Annotated in this window: 23 protein-coding genes and 1 pseudogene; 5 read left to right on the forward strand and 19 right to left on the reverse strand. The window is 70.1% G+C overall.

Translation table 11 applies throughout. The features are described from left to right. Positions 1–42 precede the first annotated feature (42 nt). Entirely contained in the window at positions 43–225 is a 183-nt protein-coding gene (locus tag STSP_RS16275; RefSeq protein WP_067278049.1) for a hypothetical protein, read from the forward strand. On the opposite strand, the gene STSP_RS16280 is transcribed toward STSP_RS16275, so the two are convergent. After that, positions 216–953 carry an HAD family hydrolase gene (locus STSP_RS16280; protein ID WP_232789664.1) on the reverse strand — a complete coding sequence of 246 codons (738 nt, stop codon included), beginning with the start codon at positions 951–953 and terminating at the stop codon, positions 216–218. The two genes, STSP_RS16275 and STSP_RS16280, sit on opposite strands and share 10 nt — an antisense overlap. Then, entirely contained in the window at positions 953–1,831 is an 879-nt protein-coding gene (locus STSP_RS16285) for a GntR family transcriptional regulator (RefSeq protein ID WP_067278052.1), read from the reverse strand. The genes STSP_RS16280 and STSP_RS16285 overlap by 1 nt, the downstream gene beginning before the upstream one ends. A 157-nt stretch (positions 1,832–1,988) precedes the next feature. On the opposite strand from STSP_RS16285, the gene STSP_RS16290 reads away from it, so the two are divergent. Then, the gene (locus STSP_RS16290; protein WP_067278055.1) at positions 1,989–2,177 is read left to right on the forward strand and encodes a hypothetical protein; all 189 of its coding nucleotides are present in this window, start codon (positions 1,989–1,991) and stop codon (positions 2,175–2,177) included. Positions 2,178–2,223: 46 nt separating this feature from the next. On the opposite strand, the gene STSP_RS16295 is transcribed toward STSP_RS16290, so the two are convergent. Continuing rightward, positions 2,224–3,129 carry a winged helix-turn-helix domain-containing protein gene (locus STSP_RS16295; protein WP_078067233.1) on the reverse strand — a complete coding sequence of 302 codons (906 nt, stop codon included), beginning with the start codon at positions 3,127–3,129 and terminating at the stop codon, positions 2,224–2,226. Between the two features lie 182 nt (positions 3,130–3,311). Here STSP_RS16295 and STSP_RS16300 point away from each other — a divergent pair, with 182 nt between their 5' ends. Beyond that, positions 3,312–3,497, forward strand: coding sequence for a hypothetical protein (locus tag STSP_RS16300; protein WP_067278059.1), 186 nt, complete (start codon positions 3,312–3,314; stop codon positions 3,495–3,497). Between the two features lie 147 nt (positions 3,498–3,644). Here the strand turns inward: STSP_RS16300 and STSP_RS37145 are convergent. From STSP_RS37145 to STSP_RS16310, 3 genes and pseudogenes are all read right to left on the reverse strand, one after another. Then, positions 3,645–3,785 (reverse strand): annotated as a pseudogene (locus STSP_RS37145) (GNAT family N-acetyltransferase); the annotation flags it as partial. Between the two features lie 39 nt (positions 3,786–3,824). Further along, entirely contained in the window at positions 3,825–4,814 is a 990-nt protein-coding gene (locus tag STSP_RS16305; RefSeq protein WP_067278061.1) for an asparaginase, read from the reverse strand. 69 nt (positions 4,815–4,883) lie between these two features. Next, the gene (locus STSP_RS16310) at positions 4,884–5,870 is read right to left on the reverse strand and encodes an RsiG family protein (RefSeq protein WP_408646304.1); all 987 of its coding nucleotides are present in this window, start codon (positions 5,868–5,870) and stop codon (positions 4,884–4,886) included. A 263-nt stretch (positions 5,871–6,133) separates the two neighbouring features. Here STSP_RS16310 and dtd point away from each other — a divergent pair, with 263 nt between their 5' ends. Then, the gene (gene dtd / locus STSP_RS16315; RefSeq protein ID WP_067278063.1) at positions 6,134–6,559 is read left to right on the forward strand and encodes a D-aminoacyl-tRNA deacylase; all 426 of its coding nucleotides are present in this window, start codon (positions 6,134–6,136) and stop codon (positions 6,557–6,559) included. 8 nt (positions 6,560–6,567) lie between these two features. On the opposite strand, the gene ygfZ is transcribed toward dtd, so the two are convergent. The 6 genes from ygfZ to STSP_RS16345 form a co-directional block, all read right to left on the reverse strand. Further along, positions 6,568–7,548, reverse strand: coding sequence for a CAF17-like 4Fe-4S cluster assembly/insertion protein YgfZ (gene ygfZ / locus STSP_RS16320; RefSeq protein ID WP_067278066.1), 981 nt, complete (start codon positions 7,546–7,548; stop codon positions 6,568–6,570). A 34-nt stretch (positions 7,549–7,582) separates the two neighbouring features. Beyond that, entirely contained in the window at positions 7,583–8,044 is a 462-nt protein-coding gene (locus STSP_RS16325; RefSeq protein WP_067278068.1) for a Fur family transcriptional regulator, read from the reverse strand. Between the two features lie 57 nt (positions 8,045–8,101). Next, on the reverse strand, positions 8,102–8,677 hold the full coding sequence (locus STSP_RS16330; RefSeq protein WP_067278070.1) for an FABP family protein: 576 nt from the start codon (positions 8,675–8,677) through the stop codon (positions 8,102–8,104). A 300-nt stretch (positions 8,678–8,977) separates the two neighbouring features. Further along, positions 8,978–9,832, reverse strand: coding sequence for a hypothetical protein (locus STSP_RS16335; protein WP_067278073.1), 855 nt, complete (start codon positions 9,830–9,832; stop codon positions 8,978–8,980). 137 nt (positions 9,833–9,969) lie between these two features. Beyond that, positions 9,970–10,683 (reverse strand): hypothetical protein, encoded by a 714-nt coding sequence (locus STSP_RS16340; protein ID WP_232789666.1) that lies wholly within the window; start codon positions 10,681–10,683, stop codon positions 9,970–9,972. 170 nt (positions 10,684–10,853) lie between these two features. Beyond that, the gene (locus STSP_RS16345; protein ID WP_232789667.1) at positions 10,854–11,624 is read right to left on the reverse strand and encodes a hypothetical protein; all 771 of its coding nucleotides are present in this window, start codon (positions 11,622–11,624) and stop codon (positions 10,854–10,856) included. 223 nt (positions 11,625–11,847) lie between these two features. Between STSP_RS16345 and STSP_RS16350 the strand changes: the two genes are divergently transcribed. After that, positions 11,848–12,210, forward strand: a complete 363-nt coding sequence (locus STSP_RS16350) for a DsrE family protein (RefSeq protein ID WP_067278080.1) — start codon at positions 11,848–11,850, stop codon at positions 12,208–12,210. Positions 12,211–12,256: 46 nt separating this feature from the next. Here STSP_RS16350 and STSP_RS16355 read toward each other — a convergent pair whose 3' ends face one another. The 7 genes from STSP_RS16355 to STSP_RS16380 form a co-directional block, all read right to left on the reverse strand. Further along, positions 12,257–12,517 carry a DUF3099 domain-containing protein gene (locus STSP_RS16355; RefSeq protein WP_067278083.1) on the reverse strand — a complete coding sequence of 87 codons (261 nt, stop codon included), beginning with the start codon at positions 12,515–12,517 and terminating at the stop codon, positions 12,257–12,259. 136 nt (positions 12,518–12,653) lie between these two features. Then, positions 12,654–12,941, reverse strand: coding sequence for a DUF1416 domain-containing protein (locus tag STSP_RS16360; RefSeq protein WP_067278085.1), 288 nt, complete (start codon positions 12,939–12,941; stop codon positions 12,654–12,656). A 48-nt stretch (positions 12,942–12,989) separates the two neighbouring features. Next, positions 12,990–13,829 carry a sulfurtransferase gene (locus STSP_RS16365; protein ID WP_067278087.1) on the reverse strand — a complete coding sequence of 280 codons (840 nt, stop codon included), beginning with the start codon at positions 13,827–13,829 and terminating at the stop codon, positions 12,990–12,992. A gap of 150 nt (positions 13,830–13,979) precedes the next feature. Beyond that, positions 13,980–14,060 (reverse strand): putative leader peptide, encoded by an 81-nt coding sequence (locus STSP_RS41215; protein WP_351515640.1) that lies wholly within the window; start codon positions 14,058–14,060, stop codon positions 13,980–13,982. A 251-nt stretch (positions 14,061–14,311) separates the two neighbouring features. Continuing rightward, the gene (locus STSP_RS16370) at positions 14,312–15,079 is read right to left on the reverse strand and encodes an LmeA family phospholipid-binding protein (RefSeq protein WP_067278090.1); all 768 of its coding nucleotides are present in this window, start codon (positions 15,077–15,079) and stop codon (positions 14,312–14,314) included. Positions 15,080–15,250: 171 nt separating this feature from the next. Then, positions 15,251–16,330 (reverse strand): hypothetical protein, encoded by a 1,080-nt coding sequence (locus STSP_RS16375; RefSeq protein ID WP_067278093.1) that lies wholly within the window; start codon positions 16,328–16,330, stop codon positions 15,251–15,253. Then, a complete protein-coding gene (locus STSP_RS16380; RefSeq protein ID WP_067278095.1) occupies positions 16,266–16,520 on the reverse strand; it encodes a MoaD/ThiS family protein in 255 nt (84 codons plus the stop codon). Before STSP_RS16380 ends, STSP_RS16375 begins: the two co-directional genes overlap by 65 nt. Between the last annotated feature and the right edge of the window lie 252 nt (positions 16,521–16,772).

Below are 16,772 nucleotides of genomic sequence, written 5' to 3' on the forward strand. Positions count from 1 at the left end.
GTTAGTTGATCGCTTCTCGGGAAGCGGAGAGGGGGCGGGCCCATGGTTCTCTTCCAGCTGCTGTCGACGGTCGTGGTCCTCGGCTTCGAACAGCTCGTCCAGTGGGAGTACGGCCCGATGGGCATGGTCTGCCTCTGCCTGCTGGCCGTGGGCATGCGGATGCGCAACTCGACCTGCGTGTCGCTCGGGGCCGTGGTGTTCGTGCTGCTGATGGTTCAGGCCTGATTCCTGAGCACCTTCAGGACAGGCTCCAGCGAGTTGACGATGTGCTCCGCGCCGGACGCTCGCAGGAGCTTCTCCTTGCGGGCGTTGCGCGCGTAGCCGAGGAACGGCACCCCGGCCCGCTCGGCGGCCTGGAAATCGGACGGTGTGTCGCCGATCATCAGCGCGGACTCGGCGTCGGCGCCCAGGGCGTTCAGGGCCCGGTTGAGGCAGTGCGGGTGGGGCTTGAGGAGGTGCAGGTCCTGGGTGCGGCCGTAGATATGGGGAAGGAAGCATTCTTCGAGGCCGCGCGTCGCGAGGTACTCGCGCACGGCGCGCGGTGAGTTGTTGGTCGTGATGGAGAGCCGCGACCCGACGGCGGTCCAGGTGCGTATGAGCGGGTCCGCGTACGGTGTCGGCAGGGCTGAGGGGACCGCCCGCAGCTCCTGCTGGGTCAGGCGTTCTTCGAGCTCGGCGACCAGGTCGCTGCCGGCATGTCTGCGGTCGACGGCGCGCAGCACCTCGTGCGGGTCCGGTACCTGGCGCTCGACCTCCGTCAGCAGCCCGTGGAGCCCGCGTTGCTCGAGCCACCGCACCTGGCCTTCCGCGATCAGCTCCGCCTTGTGTCCCGCGAACAGCCTGCAGATCGGCCCGTCGAAGTCGAACAGGACGTAGCGAGCGCGTGTGATCAGTTCGCGCAGGTTCTCGGTCTCTTGTGCCGCCGGTTCAGTCTGCTTCGTATCAGATGTCACTAGGAGAGTGTCAGGTCCGTGGTGATGGTTTCCCAGAGGGCGTTGAACCACTTCTGCGACTCCTCCACGAACGCCATGTCCCGGCTGCCCGCCCGCTTCTCGAAGGCGAAGAGCAGCGATTCGGTGCCCAGGGCGTCGTACATGTCCAGCTTTCCGCTCTCGACCTCCTCCTCCCGCCTGGTGACCATGTAGTACGACAGCAGCGCTTCGGTGCCGTTGAGCAGGTACAGCTTCACCGGCGGGGTGAATGGCAGCGCGCGGAACGTGACGTGCACGTCGATACCGTGCGAGGAGCGCAGGGAGCGGAGGTTGTGGCTCAGGACGTGGCCCTGGGCGTTGCGCTGGGCCAGCCAGCGCTCGTGCACGGGGTCCTCGTCGCCCTGGTCCTCGACCGAGACGGGGAAGGCCAGATTGATGTCGCGGCCGGGGAGCAGGATGCGGACGTCGATGGACTCGGGGCGGATGCGGCCCTCATGGATGAGGCGGACCGGCTCGCCCAGCGCCAGCATCAGGGTCTCGGCCGTGAGGGAGACGACGTCTATGCGCACCTTGGGGGTGGCGAAGGCCGCTGTCAGGCGCGGGGCGAGCGCCACCATCGTGGGCTGCGGTCCCTGGCGCGTCGGGGCCGGCGCCGCGATGCGCGGCGGGCTGCCCTTGCTGACGTTGGCCAGCAGGCCGTCGTCCTGCAGGGTCTTCAGGGCCTGACGCACGGTTCCGCGCTCCACGCCGAACTCCAGCGCGAGCTCCGCCTGGGTGGGCAGGCGGTCTCCGGCCTTGAGGGCACCGGTGCGGATGCGTTCCCGCAGCGCCTCGGCGATGTCCTTGGGCGTGAGCTTTCTGCTGCCGTTCACTGCGACGTTCTCCTGGGTCACAACCAAACGCTACAACTCCATGCCATCTGATGGGAGTTGTTTGGAAGTTGTTTATTCCCTCCGACCAACTGGGGATAACTTCAGTGTAGTTGGTTGCCAACTTGGTCAGCCTGGCGGAAGTTAGCAGCCATCCCGCTCCTCCCACCCCGAAGGAGGAACCACCGTGCCCGTCATCGCTTTCGTCTCCGCCGTCTTCATCATCGGCTTCGAGCAGCTCGTCCAGTGGAAGTACGGCCCGATGGGCATCGTCGGACTGCTGCTTCTGACCATCGGCGTCAAGGCCAGGAACCCCGTCTGCAGCTCCATCGGGGCCGTCGTCCTCGCCCTGATGGTCGCCCATCCCGCCCTCTGAGGCACAGACGCCCGAGCCGGGCTCAGCACGGCACCGTGAGCGCGGCTCAGGCCGTCAGGACCAGATCAGAACTGATCGTGTTCCATAGCGAGTTGAACCACACATGGGACTGCTCCACGAACGTCGTGTCCCGCAGCCCCGCCCCCTGCTCGAAAGGGAAGAGCATGGACTGGGTCCCCTGCGCGTCGTACGTCTCCAGGTACTCGTGGTCGATCTCCACGCCCCGCAGGGTGAGCGTGTAGTACGCGAACAGCGCTTCGGTGTTGTTCAGCAGGTACAGCTTCACCGGCGGGGTGAAGGGCAGCGCCCGGAACGAGACGCTGACGTCGATGCCGTGCGTCGACCGCAGCGCCATGAGGTTGTGCCGCAGCACCTGACCCTGGGCGTTGCGCTGGGCCAGCCACCGGCGGTGCAGCCGGCTGTCGGCGGCCGCGTGCACCGGTGCGGGGAAGGCCAGCGCGATGTCCCGGCTCGGCAGCAGCACCCGCACATCCACCTTGGCTGGTTTCATTCGGCCCTCGTGGATCCTGCGGAGCGGTTCGCCGATGGCGAGCGTGAGCGACACGGCCGTCAGGCACAGGGCGTCGATCTCCACGTGCGGTGCCGTGAACGCGGCGGCAATCCGCGGGGCGAGCCCCACCATGGTCGGCTGCGGCGGCGCTTCCGGGCCGGTGAAGGCGTGTTCTATGTGCTCGGCGACAGTGGCCGGGCTGCCCTTCGTCACATTGGTGAGCAGCTGTTCGGACTGCAGGATGCGCAGGGCCTGGCGCACGGTGCCGCGCTCCACGCCGAACTCGACGGCCAGCTCGGCCTGCGTGGGCATGCGCTGCCCCCGCCGCAGCCGCCCGTCCCTGATCCGGGCGCGCAGTTCGTCGGCCACCTCGCGGTACGACCGAGGTGACGGCCCCTCTGACCTCTTCCGTCCGTCGACGGCGGCATGCTCCGGGTTCACAACCAAACACTACAACTTCCCGCCATCTTTGGGGAGTTACCGAGAAGGTGGTTATGAGCCGTGCCACCGCGGAGATAAGTACGAGTGAGTTGGTCACCAACTTGAGCAACATGGTCAAGCTTCCGCAGGGTTGGCAACGGCCTAGCGGGGGTCCACCTCCCCATCCCCAAGGAGGGACCGTCATGCCACTCGTCGCCATCGTCGTCGCCGCCCTCGCCATCGGATTTGAGCAGCTCATCCAGTGGAAGTACGGGCCGATGGGCATCATCGCCTTCGTCGCCCTGACCATCGGCCTGAAGGCCAAGAACACCATGGTCAGCAGCATCGGGGCCGTGATCCTCGTGATGCTGCTCGCCCAGTCCGGCTGACCGGGCCCCAGTACGGCTGGCTGGGCTCCCTTCCGGAGGGGAGCCGGGAGCCCGGTCACGCCTCAGCTCCCGCACACCACCTACACCCACGCCCCCACGGTGTGCGGGTCATACGTGAACAGAAATGCCGGCAGTCAGAAGATGTCCGGCCCCGTCGGGCGTCGCATCCAGCCGATAGCGCCCGCCCGCGAACCCGCCGTCGTCGGCGATCTCCAGCACGAGGCTCGCCGACGACGCGTACGTACGGGCTTCCAGGGCCCGTACGACGTCCAGGATCCGCACCCACAGATGGCGGCCCCGCCGACGCGCCCCCGCAGGCGGGGCGCGTCAGAACGTCGCCCGTACCGCGCCCACCTCGCGCCCCCCGCCCCACAGCGGCGCGTGGCCGATGCGCTCGAGTACCGGGGCGTCCAGGCCCGCCAGGGTCAGGGCGCGTGCCAGTACCGGCCCCAGTGCCCGCGTCGCGCCGTCCTCGATCTTGAACGCCAGTGCGCGGCCGTCCGGCAGGGCGACGGCCTGGACGGCCTCGGCGCCCATCTTCGACAGGACGCCTGGCACCTCGCGCATGAGCCAGGTGTCGGGTCGGCGCGTACCGGCCACGTACTCGGGGTGGGCCCGCATCGCGTCCGCCACCCGCCGCTCGGCGGACCCTTCGGGCGCGAGCACGAAGTGGCGGAAGGCGCGCGCCAGCCCCGTGAGGCTGATCGCCATCAGCGGCGCCCCGCACCCGTCCGTACCGACCGCGGCGACGGACTCCCCGGCCGCCTCCTCCACCACGGACAGGACGAGGCGCTGCAGCGGATGGTCGGGGTCCAGGTAGGTGTCCGCGGACCACTCGTTCAGCCCGCACGCCGCCAGCATCGCCGCATGCTTGCCGGAGCAGTTCATCGTGACCGGGTCCCGGACAAGGCCGGCTGCCAGATACGTCTCGGCCTCCGCCGCGTCCAGCGGCAGATCGGCGGGGCACTGCAGCTGCCCGGCCGTCAGCCCGTTCTCGGCCAGCATCTTGTGTACGAGGTCGCGGTGGAACTCCTCGCCGGAGTGGCTCGCTGCGGCCAGTGCCAGCCGCTCCCCCGACAGGTCGAGCCCGGCGCGCAGGACGGCCGCGGCCTGCATCGGCTTGTTCGAGGAGCGCGGGAAGACGGGCGCCGTCACATCGCCCAGCGCCAGCTCCACGCTCCCGTCCGCCCCCAGCAGGACGAGGCTGCCCCGGTGGTGGCCCTCGACGAAGCCGGTCCGCACGACGTCGGCGAGGACCGGGGGTATGGCGGGCACGGACGACGTGCCGGCGGCGGGGGAGCCGGAACAGGAGGTCATGGGGTACGGCCTTCCGGGCTGAACGGACCCGTCCCGGCCGGGGCCGCCGGGATCTCCGGCGGCCCCACGTCACGCGAGCAGGTCGTCTACTTGTGCTTCGCCATCACGGTACCTGCGGGCGATCTCGGCACTGCACTCGTCGGTCGTGCGCTGGAACTGCCGACGGCGCCGGGAGACCTCCTGCTCGTACTGCACGAGGCGGCTCATGGCGCTGTGCAGTTCCAGGTTCGTGCGGGCTTCCAGGTCCGAGAGCGCGACCTCGGCGAGCATGTCGGCGGCAAGCTGCCGGTACTCCTCGCTGTAGGGCGTGCCGAGTGTCACATGCCGGGCGGAGGACCGGTTGCGGGCGGGCTGGTCGGTGAGGATCTCCGCGAGCCGGTCGACGATTGAGGACGAGGCCACCGGGTCGGGCACATGAGCGCCCGCCGGGCCCGGCAGCCCGGCGTCGCCGACACCGTCCAGTGGGCCACCGCCTGCACGCACACCGGTACCAGCACCAGCTCCGGTGCCCGTACCCGCACCACAACCAGAACCAGCAGCACCACCAGAACCACCAGAACCGGCGCCCGTTCCAGCGGCACCGGCACCCGTTCCAGCGGCACCGGCGCCCGTACCGGCGGCCATCGCACCACGGGCCGTTCCCCCACGGCGCGCCAGCTCCGCTCGGAGGATGTCGATCCGCCCCTGCAGCAGCCTCCGCACATAGCTGAGATCGGCCTCGTGCCGCTGTGCGTCGCGGCGCAGGGCACGCAGCTCGGGCAGCCGCAGCATGGTCGGTTCGTCCTCGGCCGAGCCCTGGGGCTCGGGCTGCGGGGGCTGCGGGTACCAGCCACCGCCGACCGCCGGAGTGGACGGGCTGCCGCTCCGCTGCAGGGGCGGCCGGAACGCCCCTTCACCGCCCAGCGCCGCGAGCGCCTGGGCGATGCCCGTATCGCCGCCGGTCCCCCCGTCGTCCTCATGGCGGACCTGCCCCGCGTAGCCCCCGTGGTCGGCGGGCGGGCTCGTGCGGGTCTGTGGCACGGGCGCGGCGGGCTGCCCGGTGCTCGGTGTGCTCATGCGTCTCTACCGTCCCCTCGACCGGCGAGGTGAGCGCGTGCGGTGCTCCCGCACGTCTCACTGCGTGTGAGCATCGTGCCACCCCAGGTGGCCGCCATGGGGACGAGTGCGCCCCATCCGCCCCGGATGGGCGCTTCGGGAGCATGCCAAGACGGGCCCGAGAACGGCCGGGCGGGACCGGAGGCAGCCCGGTACAGGGCAGGCCGACCTGGGACGACAACCCGAAAGGGGGGCGCTGCCGACGCCGCGGCATGATGGTCCGTATGCGTGCAGTGGTGCAGAGGGTGGACGGCGCGAGCGTCGTCGTGGACGGTGAGACGGTCGGCGAGATCAGCGGCGAGGGCCTGTGCGTCCTCGTGGGGGTCACCCACGAGGACACCAAGGAGAAGGCGGCCCAGCTCGCCCGCAAGCTCTGGTCGATCCGCATGCTGTCCGACGAGCGGTCGTGCAGCGACATCGACGCCCCGCTGCTGGTCATCAGCCAGTTCACGCTCTACGGGGACGCCCGCAAGGGCCGCCGCCCCACCTGGAACGCCGCAGCCCCCGGCGATGTCGCCGAGCCGCTCGTGGACGAGGTCGTGGCCCAGCTGCGCTCGCTGGGCGCGACCGTGGCGACGGGCCGGTTCGGCGCGAAGATGCGTGTGTCGCTGACGAACGACGGCCCGTTCACGGTGCTCCTGGAGACCTGACGCCCGGCCTACGGCTCCACGACGACTTCCTGAGCCGCCGCCGTCGTGTCGGCGATGAGCCGCGCGTCCACCGGCACGTTGCGCTTCACCAGCGCCAGCGCGATCGGGCCGAGCTCATGGTGGCGTACGGAGGTCGTGACGAAGCCGATCTTGCGGCCGTCCGGGCCGTCGTCGGCGAGCCGGATGTCGGCGCCGTGCGGCGGCAGATGGACCTCGCTGCCGTCCAGGTGCAGGAAGACCAGCCGACGTGGCGGCTTGCCGAGGTTCTGCACCCGCGCGACGGTCTCCTGACCCCGGTAGCAGCCCTTCTGGAGGTGGACGGCGGTGCCGATCCAGCCCAGCTCGTGCGGGATGGTGCGATGGTCGGTCTCGAAACCGAGCCGCGGCCGGTGGGCCTCGACGCGCAGGGCCTCGTACGCGAGGATGCCGGCCGCCGGGCCGCTGCGCTCGGCGTACGACTCCAGCTGGGCCCGCGGCAGGAAGAGGTCGCGGCCGTGTGCGGTCTCGCGTACGACGACGCCGTCGGGCACCTCGGCGATGGAACCGGCCGGCAGATGGACCACCGCGAACTCGTCGGTCCGGTCGGCGACTTCGACGCGGTAGAAGAACTTCATGGACTCCAGGTAGGCGATGAGCGCGTCCTGCGTGCCGGGTTCGACGTGCGCCCAGACCGTCTCGCCGTCGTCGACGAGGTACAGCGCGTGCTCGATGTGGCCGTGCGCGGAGAGGATCAGCGCCTCGGTGGCCTGACCCGCCGGGAGCTCGCTGACGTGCTGGGTGAGCAGCAGGTGCAGCCAGCTCAGCCGGTCGTCGCCGCTGACCGTGACGACGCCGCGGTGCGAGAGGTCGACGAAGCCGGTGCCGTCAGCGAGGGCACGCTGCTCACGGAACAGGTCGCCGTAGTGGGCCGCTACGCCTTCGTCCATGCCCTCGGCGGGCACGGCGCCGGGCAGGGAGAGCAGAGGGCTGCGCTTCGATAGTTGCTGCATATCCACTCACACTACGACCCGGTGGTCGTCTTTTTTATTTCTCGGGTTTCCCGGCCGGGCTCTCCGCCCCGGTACCGGCCGCCGAGCCGCAGTCCCTGCACCGCCCGAAGATCGCGAAGTGCTTCATATCGGTGTCGAAACCGAAGGTGTCCCGGAGCTTCGCGGTGAACTCGGCCGCGATCGCGACATCGGCCTCGATGACGTTCGTGCAGTCGCGGCACACCAGATGGATGTGGTGGTGGCGGTCGGCCAGGTGGTACGTCGGCGCTCCGTGCCCGAGGTGGGCGTGGCTGACCAGGCCGAGCTCCTCCAGGAGCTCCAGGGTCCGGTACACCGTGGAAATGTTGACCCCCGACGCCGTCTTCCGCACTTCGGAGAGGATGTCGTCGGGGGTCGCGTGCTCGAGGGTGTCGACGGCTTCCAGGACAAGCTGCCGCTGCGGGGTCAGCCGGTAGCCGCGCTGCCGCAGATCGCTCTTCCAGTCGGTGCTCACCACACCGGAAAGTCTAGGCGGCCTCGGGGAAATCAGGCCTCCGAGGACTGCTTCCCAGGACTACTTGAAGAAGGCGATCCCGTCGTCCGGCATGTCGTCGGGGAGGGCCTTGGCCCAGCGCTCGACGTCCTCGGGCGTGACGACCTTCTTCAGCTGCGCCGACATGTACGGCCGCAGCGGCACCTCGGGGGTCTGCTTCTCGCCGACCCACATCAGGTCGCCCTTCACATACCCGTACAGCCGCTTGCCACCGCTGTACGGGCCGGAGGCGGCGGTGCGCGCGACGGCGTCCGTGGCCAGGTCGATCTGCGGCTTCTTGTCGGCCAGCTCCCCGTACCAGACCTCGACGACACCGTCGTCGCGGACCATCACGACCTCGATCTTGCGGTCCTGGTCGATACGCCAGAAGCCGTGCTCGGACTCCAGCGGCCTGACCTTGTTGCCGTCGGTGTCGAGGACCCAGGTGTGCGAGTGGTACGCGAGGAAGTCCCGCCCGTCATGGGTGAACGTGACTTCCTGGCCGAAGTTGGCCTTGTCGCCACCGGGGAAGTCGGTGACACCGGCGCCCGCCCAGTTGCCGAGGAGGAAGGCGAGGGGGACGAGGTCCTTGTGGAGGTCGGACGGGATCTCGATCATGAGTTGCTCAGAACGTTTCCGGAAGAGGGTGACGGGGCTCAGCGCTGACCCTGGTACAGCTTCTTCACGGTCAGCCCGGCGAACGCGAGAACGCCGACGCAGACCAGAACCAGCAGGGCTTCGAAGAAAACCTCAAGCACGGGGTGCTCCTCGGGTGAGCGGTGGATGCGGTCCCCCACTCGGCGGGGCCGAGCACGGGAGAACAGGGGCCGGGCCCCAGCTTAGTCGGCCGGGGCCCGGGCCACTCCATGAGGTCCGCGACGCGGTCCGAGAAGCGGTTCGCGGCGCGATTGGCGACGCTCAGCCGAGCAGCTGGCTCTGCAGGATCACCGACTGGTGGAACGGGATCCCGGCCGTGCCGCCCTTCTTCTCGTGGAGGAGGAGAGCGATGGTGTCGCCTGCGGCCAGGTAGGCCTGTCGGACCTGCTTCGCGCCGTACGGCTTGGACTCGGCGTAGACGTAGTACTGCGCGGTCCCAGACGAGTCCGAGGTGTCCCACTCCTTATCGAGCTTGCTCTCCGGGGACCCGGCGAGGGCCGCCCCGGGGACCGCCCCCACCTCCAGTTCGTAGTCCAGGAAGGCGTCCGCGTACGCGACCGATGTGAAGCGCAGCAGATAGACCCGGGAGACGGTGCCGTCGGGCATGGTCCAGCCGCGCGCCGCGATGTGCCGCAGCGCGGAGTCGGCCAGCGCCTGCTCTAGGTCCTTACGCCGGTCCTTGTCGTACTCCGAGACGTACTGCTCGACGGTCGTCCAGCCGCCGTCCAGTCGCTTGTCGGGCGTGGCCCCGGCAGGCGCGGGAAGCAGCAGCTCGCGCACGTCCGCGTGGTGGACCTCTGCTTCGTTGCTCTCGGTGAAGGGGCGCGGCGAGCCGGAGGGCAGTGCCGGAAGCGACAGCTCCGGATAGTCCCAGCGGCCGTCGTGCCGGGTCTCGAGGCCGGGCACATCGGTGCGTTCGAGGGAGGTGATGCCGAGCGCCGTTCCAGTGCCGACAGCACCGAACACCAGCACGGCGGCGGTCCAGCGGGCCAGGGCGCGCAGGACGCGGCGGTCCTTCGGCGGCGCGGACTGCGCCGGCGCGAGTGCCTCCGGCGGCAGCGGGGGCATGGGGGGCAGAGCGACGGCGGTGGCTGCCGATGCCGCCCCGACCGGCATGGCGCCCCCGGCCGGGATCCCTGCGGGGTGCGCCGGAGCCGCCGGGTACGCCGGAGCCACAGAGGCCGCCGCGTACGCCGGGACCCCGTCGCCCCCTGGGACCTCCGGGGATGGCTGAGGGTCTGTGGTCGGCTGGCTCATACGTACTCCCCCGGGGACTCGATGTGGTCCAGTTGCTCGCGCAGCAGCTCGACGGCTTCGGCCTTGGAGAAGGGCTTGGAACCGTAGGCCTCCATGGACACGAACAGCTCGCCTTCGTAGGCGACGCAGCTCATCGCGTCGAGATCCGTGTCCTTGTCGGCGGGCATCAGATGGCACGTGGCGTTCTTGAAGCCCTTGACCGAGGGACCCTTGCGGAAGACGCCGACCGCGTCGAACAGTCGCGTCTGAAACTTGTACATGTCACGCACAGCCTTCTTGTTCTCCATCTGCGCGATGGACACCTCGGCGACGCGGACATGGGTGTCGAAGGCGTACGAGCGCATCGCGACGCCCTTGAGCCGCAGCTTGTCGATGTACTTGCCGAATTCGCGGCGCTGCTTGCCCGTCAGGCCCCGGCCGGACGCCTTCATGAGGGCGACCGCCTCCTTGCCGCTCAGTTCGGCGTCATTGCCGTATTCGCCGATGTCGGGCCCGAGGCGGTAAGCCTCCGGTACGGGCAGCAGCAACCGGGTGAGCTCGGTGTCGGCCCGGCCACGGCTCACGTCGCCCGCCGGGTCCTTGCCGGGCTTGGAGGCGTCGTCGTCCGCCCAGAGGACGGTGGGCGCGGTGCGGTCGGCGTCGTCCACGGTGACCTTGGTGTAGCCGAGACCGCCGACGAGGGCACCCAGGACGAGGACGGCGGGCAGCACCGTGCCGACGAGGCGGCGTGCACGCGACGGCCCAGGTTCAGGCGCAGGACCGGCTGAGGGCGCAGAACCGAAAGCGGGGGCAGGACCGGCTGAGGGCGCAGGACCGGTCGCGGGCGCGGGCCTGGGTGCGGCCTCGCCGGTGGGCCACGGAGTCGTGGGGTCCTCGTCGTTCACAAGCGCTCCAGCTGCCGCTCGGCCAGCGTCCGGATGTCCTTCTTGCTGATCGGCTTCGTGTCGAAAATGTGGATGTCGAACATGACGTCACCCCGGTAGCCAAGGGCGCGGGCTTTATAGACCGGCAGATAGCCGGGCTTGTTCTCCACGGGATAGACGAAGTAGCGGCCGTTGCCGCTGCCCTTGATGGGATGGCCCGCGTTGCCCGCTCCGCGCTCCGCTCCGGGCATGTAGTCGAGCTGCGATTCCGCGAAGTCGACGGCGCCCAGACCGGCCCCGGAGCGGAACTGGGCCAGCCGCACGGCGATCTGACCGTACTGTCCGCGCCCCCAGTCCGCCGCCGCGATCCGGCGGATGTCGTCTTCCACGAAGCCCTCGAACATGGAGCCCTCGCTGACGAACTCGAACGCGTAGTCGGCCGGAGTCAGCCAGCCGTCGTCCGGCAGGCTTCCCCCCTCGAAGATGGACGCATTCGCCTCCCGTGCGCCCGCCGGCTTGGCGATCAGCAGCTTGCGCAGGTCACCCGCGGCCCTGCGGCCGCGGTCCTCCTTGTCGGAGAGCGGGTCCGGTTCCTTGCCCTCGGGCAAGGCCTTGGCGGGGTACGCAAGTCCCGGCTGCGCGAGTGCGGGCAGCGGCGTGGGCGGTCGCTCGGCCTGTACGCCGTAGCCGACGGCGATACCGGCGACGAGGCCGAGCACGGCGGCGGTGGCGAGGAGCAGCGCGGTTCGGCCACGCCGGCGCGGCGGGCGGGCGTCCACCGTGCTCACCGCGTCCCTCACATCTGCCGGAGGCTGAGTCACCGGCGGTTCCGGTATCCCGGGTGGCCGCGGCGCAGCCGCCCCAGGAGCCGCAGCGTTGCGTGAATCTTCTTCCAAGAGGTCCCCCCGGGGACTGTCGAAGCAAGAATTCCGTATCTGACGGCACAGCAGACTCATAAGTAACGCCGAGGGTTGCGCGCCATTGGATTACGGATCGGCCTACAGTTCGACCATGGCGAAGAAGCTCGTGATCAAGGTGACCGCAGGGACCGATGCCCCCGAGCGGTGCTCTCAGGCCTTCACGGTGGCGGCGGTTGCCGTCGCCAGCGGAGTGGAGGTCTCGCTGTGGCTGACCGGCGAGTCGGCGTGGTTCGCGCTGCCGGGACGGGCCGCGGAGTTCGAGCTGCCGCACGCCGCGCCGCTGCCCGATCTGCTCGACTCGATCCTGGCCGCCGGCCGGGTCACCCTCTGCACGCAGTGCGCGGCGCGCCGGGACATCACGGAGAAGGACGTGATCAAGGGCGTACGGATCGCGGGGGCGCAGGTGTTCGTGGGCGAGGCCATGGCGGACGACACCCAGGCGCTCGTCTACTGAACGAAGCTCGTCGAGGGAGCGATGACGGGACGAGGCGCAGTCCTGGCTAGCGGCTGCGCTTCTTCCCGTCCAGTTCGTCCCACCACTCGTCCGACGTAGGGTCCCCGGACGGGTCGTCCCACCAGCGGTCGTCCGGGCCGCGGCGGTTGGCGATCATCGCGGCGACCGGCGGGATCATCATCGCGACGATGCACATCCCCACCGCCACGGGGATCGACCACAGCCGTACGACTGCCCAGGCCAGGACGAACAGCGCCAGGCACGTGCCCATCAGGGCGAAGTACAGGTGCCGCCTTCGGGCATACATGAGTCCAGCGTAGTCCGGACATACAGGCCGTCCAGGCATACCGAAGGGCCGCACCCCGTCCAGTGGCGTCCAACCCCCTGGGGTGCGGCCCTTCAGCCGTTCAGCGACCTGCGTCGTGCGTCAGGTGCTCGGTGCCTCAGACCGCGATCGCGACCTCGGCGAGGCCGCCCTTCTGGGCGACGACCGTACGGTCCGCGGTCGCACCCGGCACCAGGGCGCGCACGGTCCACGTGCCCTCGGCCGCGTAGAACCGGAACTGGCCGGTCGCCGAGGTCGGGACCTCGGCGGTGAACTCGCCGGTCGAGTCCAGCAGGCGCACGTAACCGGTGACGGGCTCGCCGTTACGGGTCACCTGACCCTGGATGGTGGTCTCACCGGGCTTGATCGTCGAGGCGTCGGGGCCGCCGACCTGCGCTCCACACATGCGTTTCTCCTATGGAAGTGAAAGTAGGCCGGACGGCCGGGACTGGGGTTACTTGTTGGCGCCGAGCTCGATCGGCACGCCGACGAGGGAGCCGTACTCGGTCCAGGAGCCGTCGTAGTTCTTGACGTTCTCCACGCCGAGCAGCTCGTGCAGCACAAACCAGGTCAGCGCGGAGCGCTCACCGATGCGGCAGTAGGCGATGGTGTCCTTGGCCAGGTCGACGTTCTCCTCGGCGTAGAGCTCCTTGAGCTCGTCGTCCGACTTGAAGGTGCCGTCGTCGTTGGCGTTCTTGGACCACGGGATGTTGCGGGCGCTGGGCACGTGGCCGGGGCGCTGCGACTGCTCCTGCGGCAGGTGGGCCGGGGCGAGCAGCTTGCCGCTGAACTCGTCGGGCGAGCGCACGTCGACCAGGTTCTGGTTGCCGATCGCGGCGACCACGTCGTCGCGGAAGGCGCGGATCGAGGTGTCCTGAGCCTTGGCCTTGTACTCGGTCTTGGCGCGGGTCGGGACCTCGGCCACCAGGTCGCGGGAGTCGAGCTCCCACTTCTTGCGGCCGCCGTCGAGGAGCTTGACGTTCTCGTGGCCGTACAGCTTGAAGTACCAGTAGGCGTAGGAGGCGAACCAGTTGTTGTTGCCGCCGTAGAGGATCACGGTGTCATCGTTGGCGATGCCGCGCTCGGAGAGCAGCTTCTCGAAGCCCTCCTGGTCGACGAAGTCACGACGGACCGGGTCCTGCAGGTCCTTCTTCCAGTCGATCCGGATGGCGTTCCTGATGTGGTTCTTCTCGTACGCGGACGTGTCCTCGTCGACCTCGACGATGACGACCTTCGGGTCGTCCAGGTGCTCCTGGACCCAGTCGGCGTCGACCAGGACGTCGCTGCGGCTCATGCTTCTTCTCCTCCGGGGCAGTTGCGGCGGGATGTGCGTCGGGTGGGCGTAAGGCGCGACCGGCGGGCCCGCGGACGGGCAGCGCACAGCGGCGGCGCGGATACGCGAAGGCTTCGAGGGGCCTCGGGATACGGGATGCGGAGCTCCCGCTCAGAAGCTGCGACAGAGCATGGCGGCGACGCGGCACAGGTCTACTGCCCGCCGCTTCGTAAGATCCGCCTGTCGCTTCATGGTTCCGATCGTAGGGAGGGACGGGCGGACATGTCACCGGCGTGTCGGATAGTGAGACGCGATCGTCCGCATGCCGGAACCGTGGGGGGATCGCGGGTGCTTCGGTACGGGCGCGGCGCCAGAGCTGAAGGCATCGCATCTGCTGTTCGGACGGGTCCGTCTCGTCTTTCGGACACGCGGGGCATGCGGGGCGTGCGACGTGCCGTAGCGGCCGCTGCACCGGCCGCTGACTCGCCGTGCGCCCTTCCTCGCTACCCGGCGAGCTTCACGTCCGAACCCGTCACGGAGATCTCGACGCCGTCCTGGGCCGCCCGCACCTTGTCCAGGTTGATGCCGTCGGGCAGCCCGTCGATCCTCTGCCCGAAGTCGGTGATCTCGCGGAGGCCGTCCTCGCCGATGGAGAAGGGCAGGTCCGGCAGGGTGATGGCGTCCACCTTCACGGTGTCGCCGTCGACCTTGACCGAGCTGAGCACGGACACCTGCTCGTTGATCTCATTGCCGAACAGACTGCCCGTGAGCTCGACGTCGAGCTTGATCCTGCCGTCGCCGCCGTCGGACAGGCGGGTCACCTTGGCGGTGAGGCCCGGCAGGACCTGGACAGGCTGCACCTGCGCGGCCTTGAGCAGCTCGTCGTAGGAGATGAGGGCGGTGCCGGACGCCGTGTCGGCGGTCGCGGAGCTGTAGTCGCCGGAGAAGGTGACACCGCGCAGATGGGCGGACAGCTGGGCGATACGGATGCTGTCCGCGCCGCTGTCGTCGCCGTTCCCGTTGCCGTTGCCCGTGGTGGACGCCTCGAGGTCCTTGATCCCGATCTCCACGTCGTCGAGCTTGCCGCTCGCGAGCTGGGTGAGGAACGGGAAGCCGTTGATGGACACGTCGGGGGTGCTGTCCAGCCCCTCGCTGGCGCGCAGCCGGTCCGCGGCCTCGTTCTCGGCGAAGCCGACCGCGACCCGGTCGGCGAGGACGAACAGGCCGCCGAGGATGACGGCGACGATGACGAGTACTCGCAGTGCGCGCATGGCTCGGTCTGTTCCCCTGCCTGGGCGACAGCGGACCACAGCCCGGTCACTTGCCGTGTCCGCTACCGGGGAGCCCCCGGTTCCGCCGAGCCTAACGCGGACGCGCCCCCGGTCCGGGGGCCCGCAGACGGCTTGTCGATCAACTGTGACGATGAAGGTGACCGGCAGGGATCAGCCGAGGCCGAGTCCCCGCCCCAGCACGTACACGGCCGGGGCGGCCGCGGCCAGCGGAAGGGCGACCCCGGCGGTCATGTGTACGAACCGCGACGGGTAGTCGTAGGCGGCCACCCGATGCCCGATCAGCGCGCACACCCCCGCGCCGAGCCCCAGCAGCGCGCCCTGCGTCCCGTCGGCCCCGCCGGACAGCGACGCCATCCCGACCACGGCGACTCCAGCGCCGGAGGCTGCCGCCGCCGCCAGTACGACGGAGACCACGGAGGGCAGCGAAAGGGCCCGCAGGGCCGCGTTCACGAGCACGGCGGCGGCCACCGCGAGGCCGCCGACCGTGACGGCGTCCGGCTCGGCCGCCAGATGCCCGGCCGCGACGATCGCCAGCGCCGCCGAGGCGACGGTCGCCATCAGCCCGTACATCCGCTCGTCCGGCGCGGCATGGCTGCGCAGCTGCAGGACGAGGGCGAGCAGCACCCATACGCTGAGCGTGCCGAGGATCGCGGCCGGTTCGTTCCCGCGCCCGGCGACCAGCAGGGCGGCGTCGGCGACGAGGGCGCCCGCGAAGGCGAGCGCGATGCCCTGCCGGGCGGGCCACATCCCGTTCAGCCGGAACCACCCGGCGGCGGTCACGGCCTGCAGCACGACGAGCGGCACGAGCAGCGCGTACTGCCCGACGGCCGCCGCCCCGGAGAGCAGCAGCCCGAGCACGGCGGTGAGCGCGGCGGGCTGCACCCCGGGCTCGATGATCGGCGACCGCCCTTCGGCCCGGGCACGTTGAGCGGCGGTTTCCGTCGTGGGCAGGCGTTCCGCTGGGGGTCCCCCCAGGCCCTTAAGGCTCTGGGGGAGGGACGGGTGGGCACGACCCACGTCGGAGGGCACCTCGGCGTGCAACGGCGCCCCCGACGAGGGGGCGCCATAAGGCGGCGCCGCAGGCGCCGGCACCTCCGGCGGCAACGGCTGCGACAGCGGATACGGCTCGTACGTCTCGTACGGCTGATTGCTCATACTGCGGGTGTCACCCTCCTGCGAACGGCGGGAGCACCTCGACCGTGCCGCCCTCGGCCAGCCGTACCGTCTCATGCCCACGGGTGCCCACGGGGTCCCCGTCGACGAGGAACGAGCACCGCTGAAGGACGCGGACGAGCTCGCCGGGGTGCCGCAGCCGTGCGGCGTCGAGCGCCTGGGCGAGCGTCTCCGCATCGTACGGCTCCTCGGCGGTGCCGGCCGCAGCCTTGGCGGCGGCCCAGTAACGGATGGTCCCCGCTGCCATGTGCGGCTCCTCTCTCGTCAGCCTCGTCGGACTGGTCGATCTCTCCCCGTCCATGATGGCGTGTCCCGCCGACGGCATCGTACGCAGGGACGGGCCGCCGGGAAGGGGAGCAACCGGCCGCCGGCACACGCAGTTCGCGCCTGCTCCTGCGTCTGCTTGCCACCGGCCGCTCCCCCTCCCCGCCTACAGACCACCCAACAGCTGCCCGCCCTGCAGCCCCGTCAGGGGGTGACGTTCAGCTGACGTCGTCGG

Source organism: Streptomyces jeddahensis (assembly GCF_001642995.1).
Taxonomy (GTDB): domain Bacteria; phylum Actinomycetota; class Actinomycetes; order Streptomycetales; family Streptomycetaceae; genus Streptomyces; species Streptomyces jeddahensis.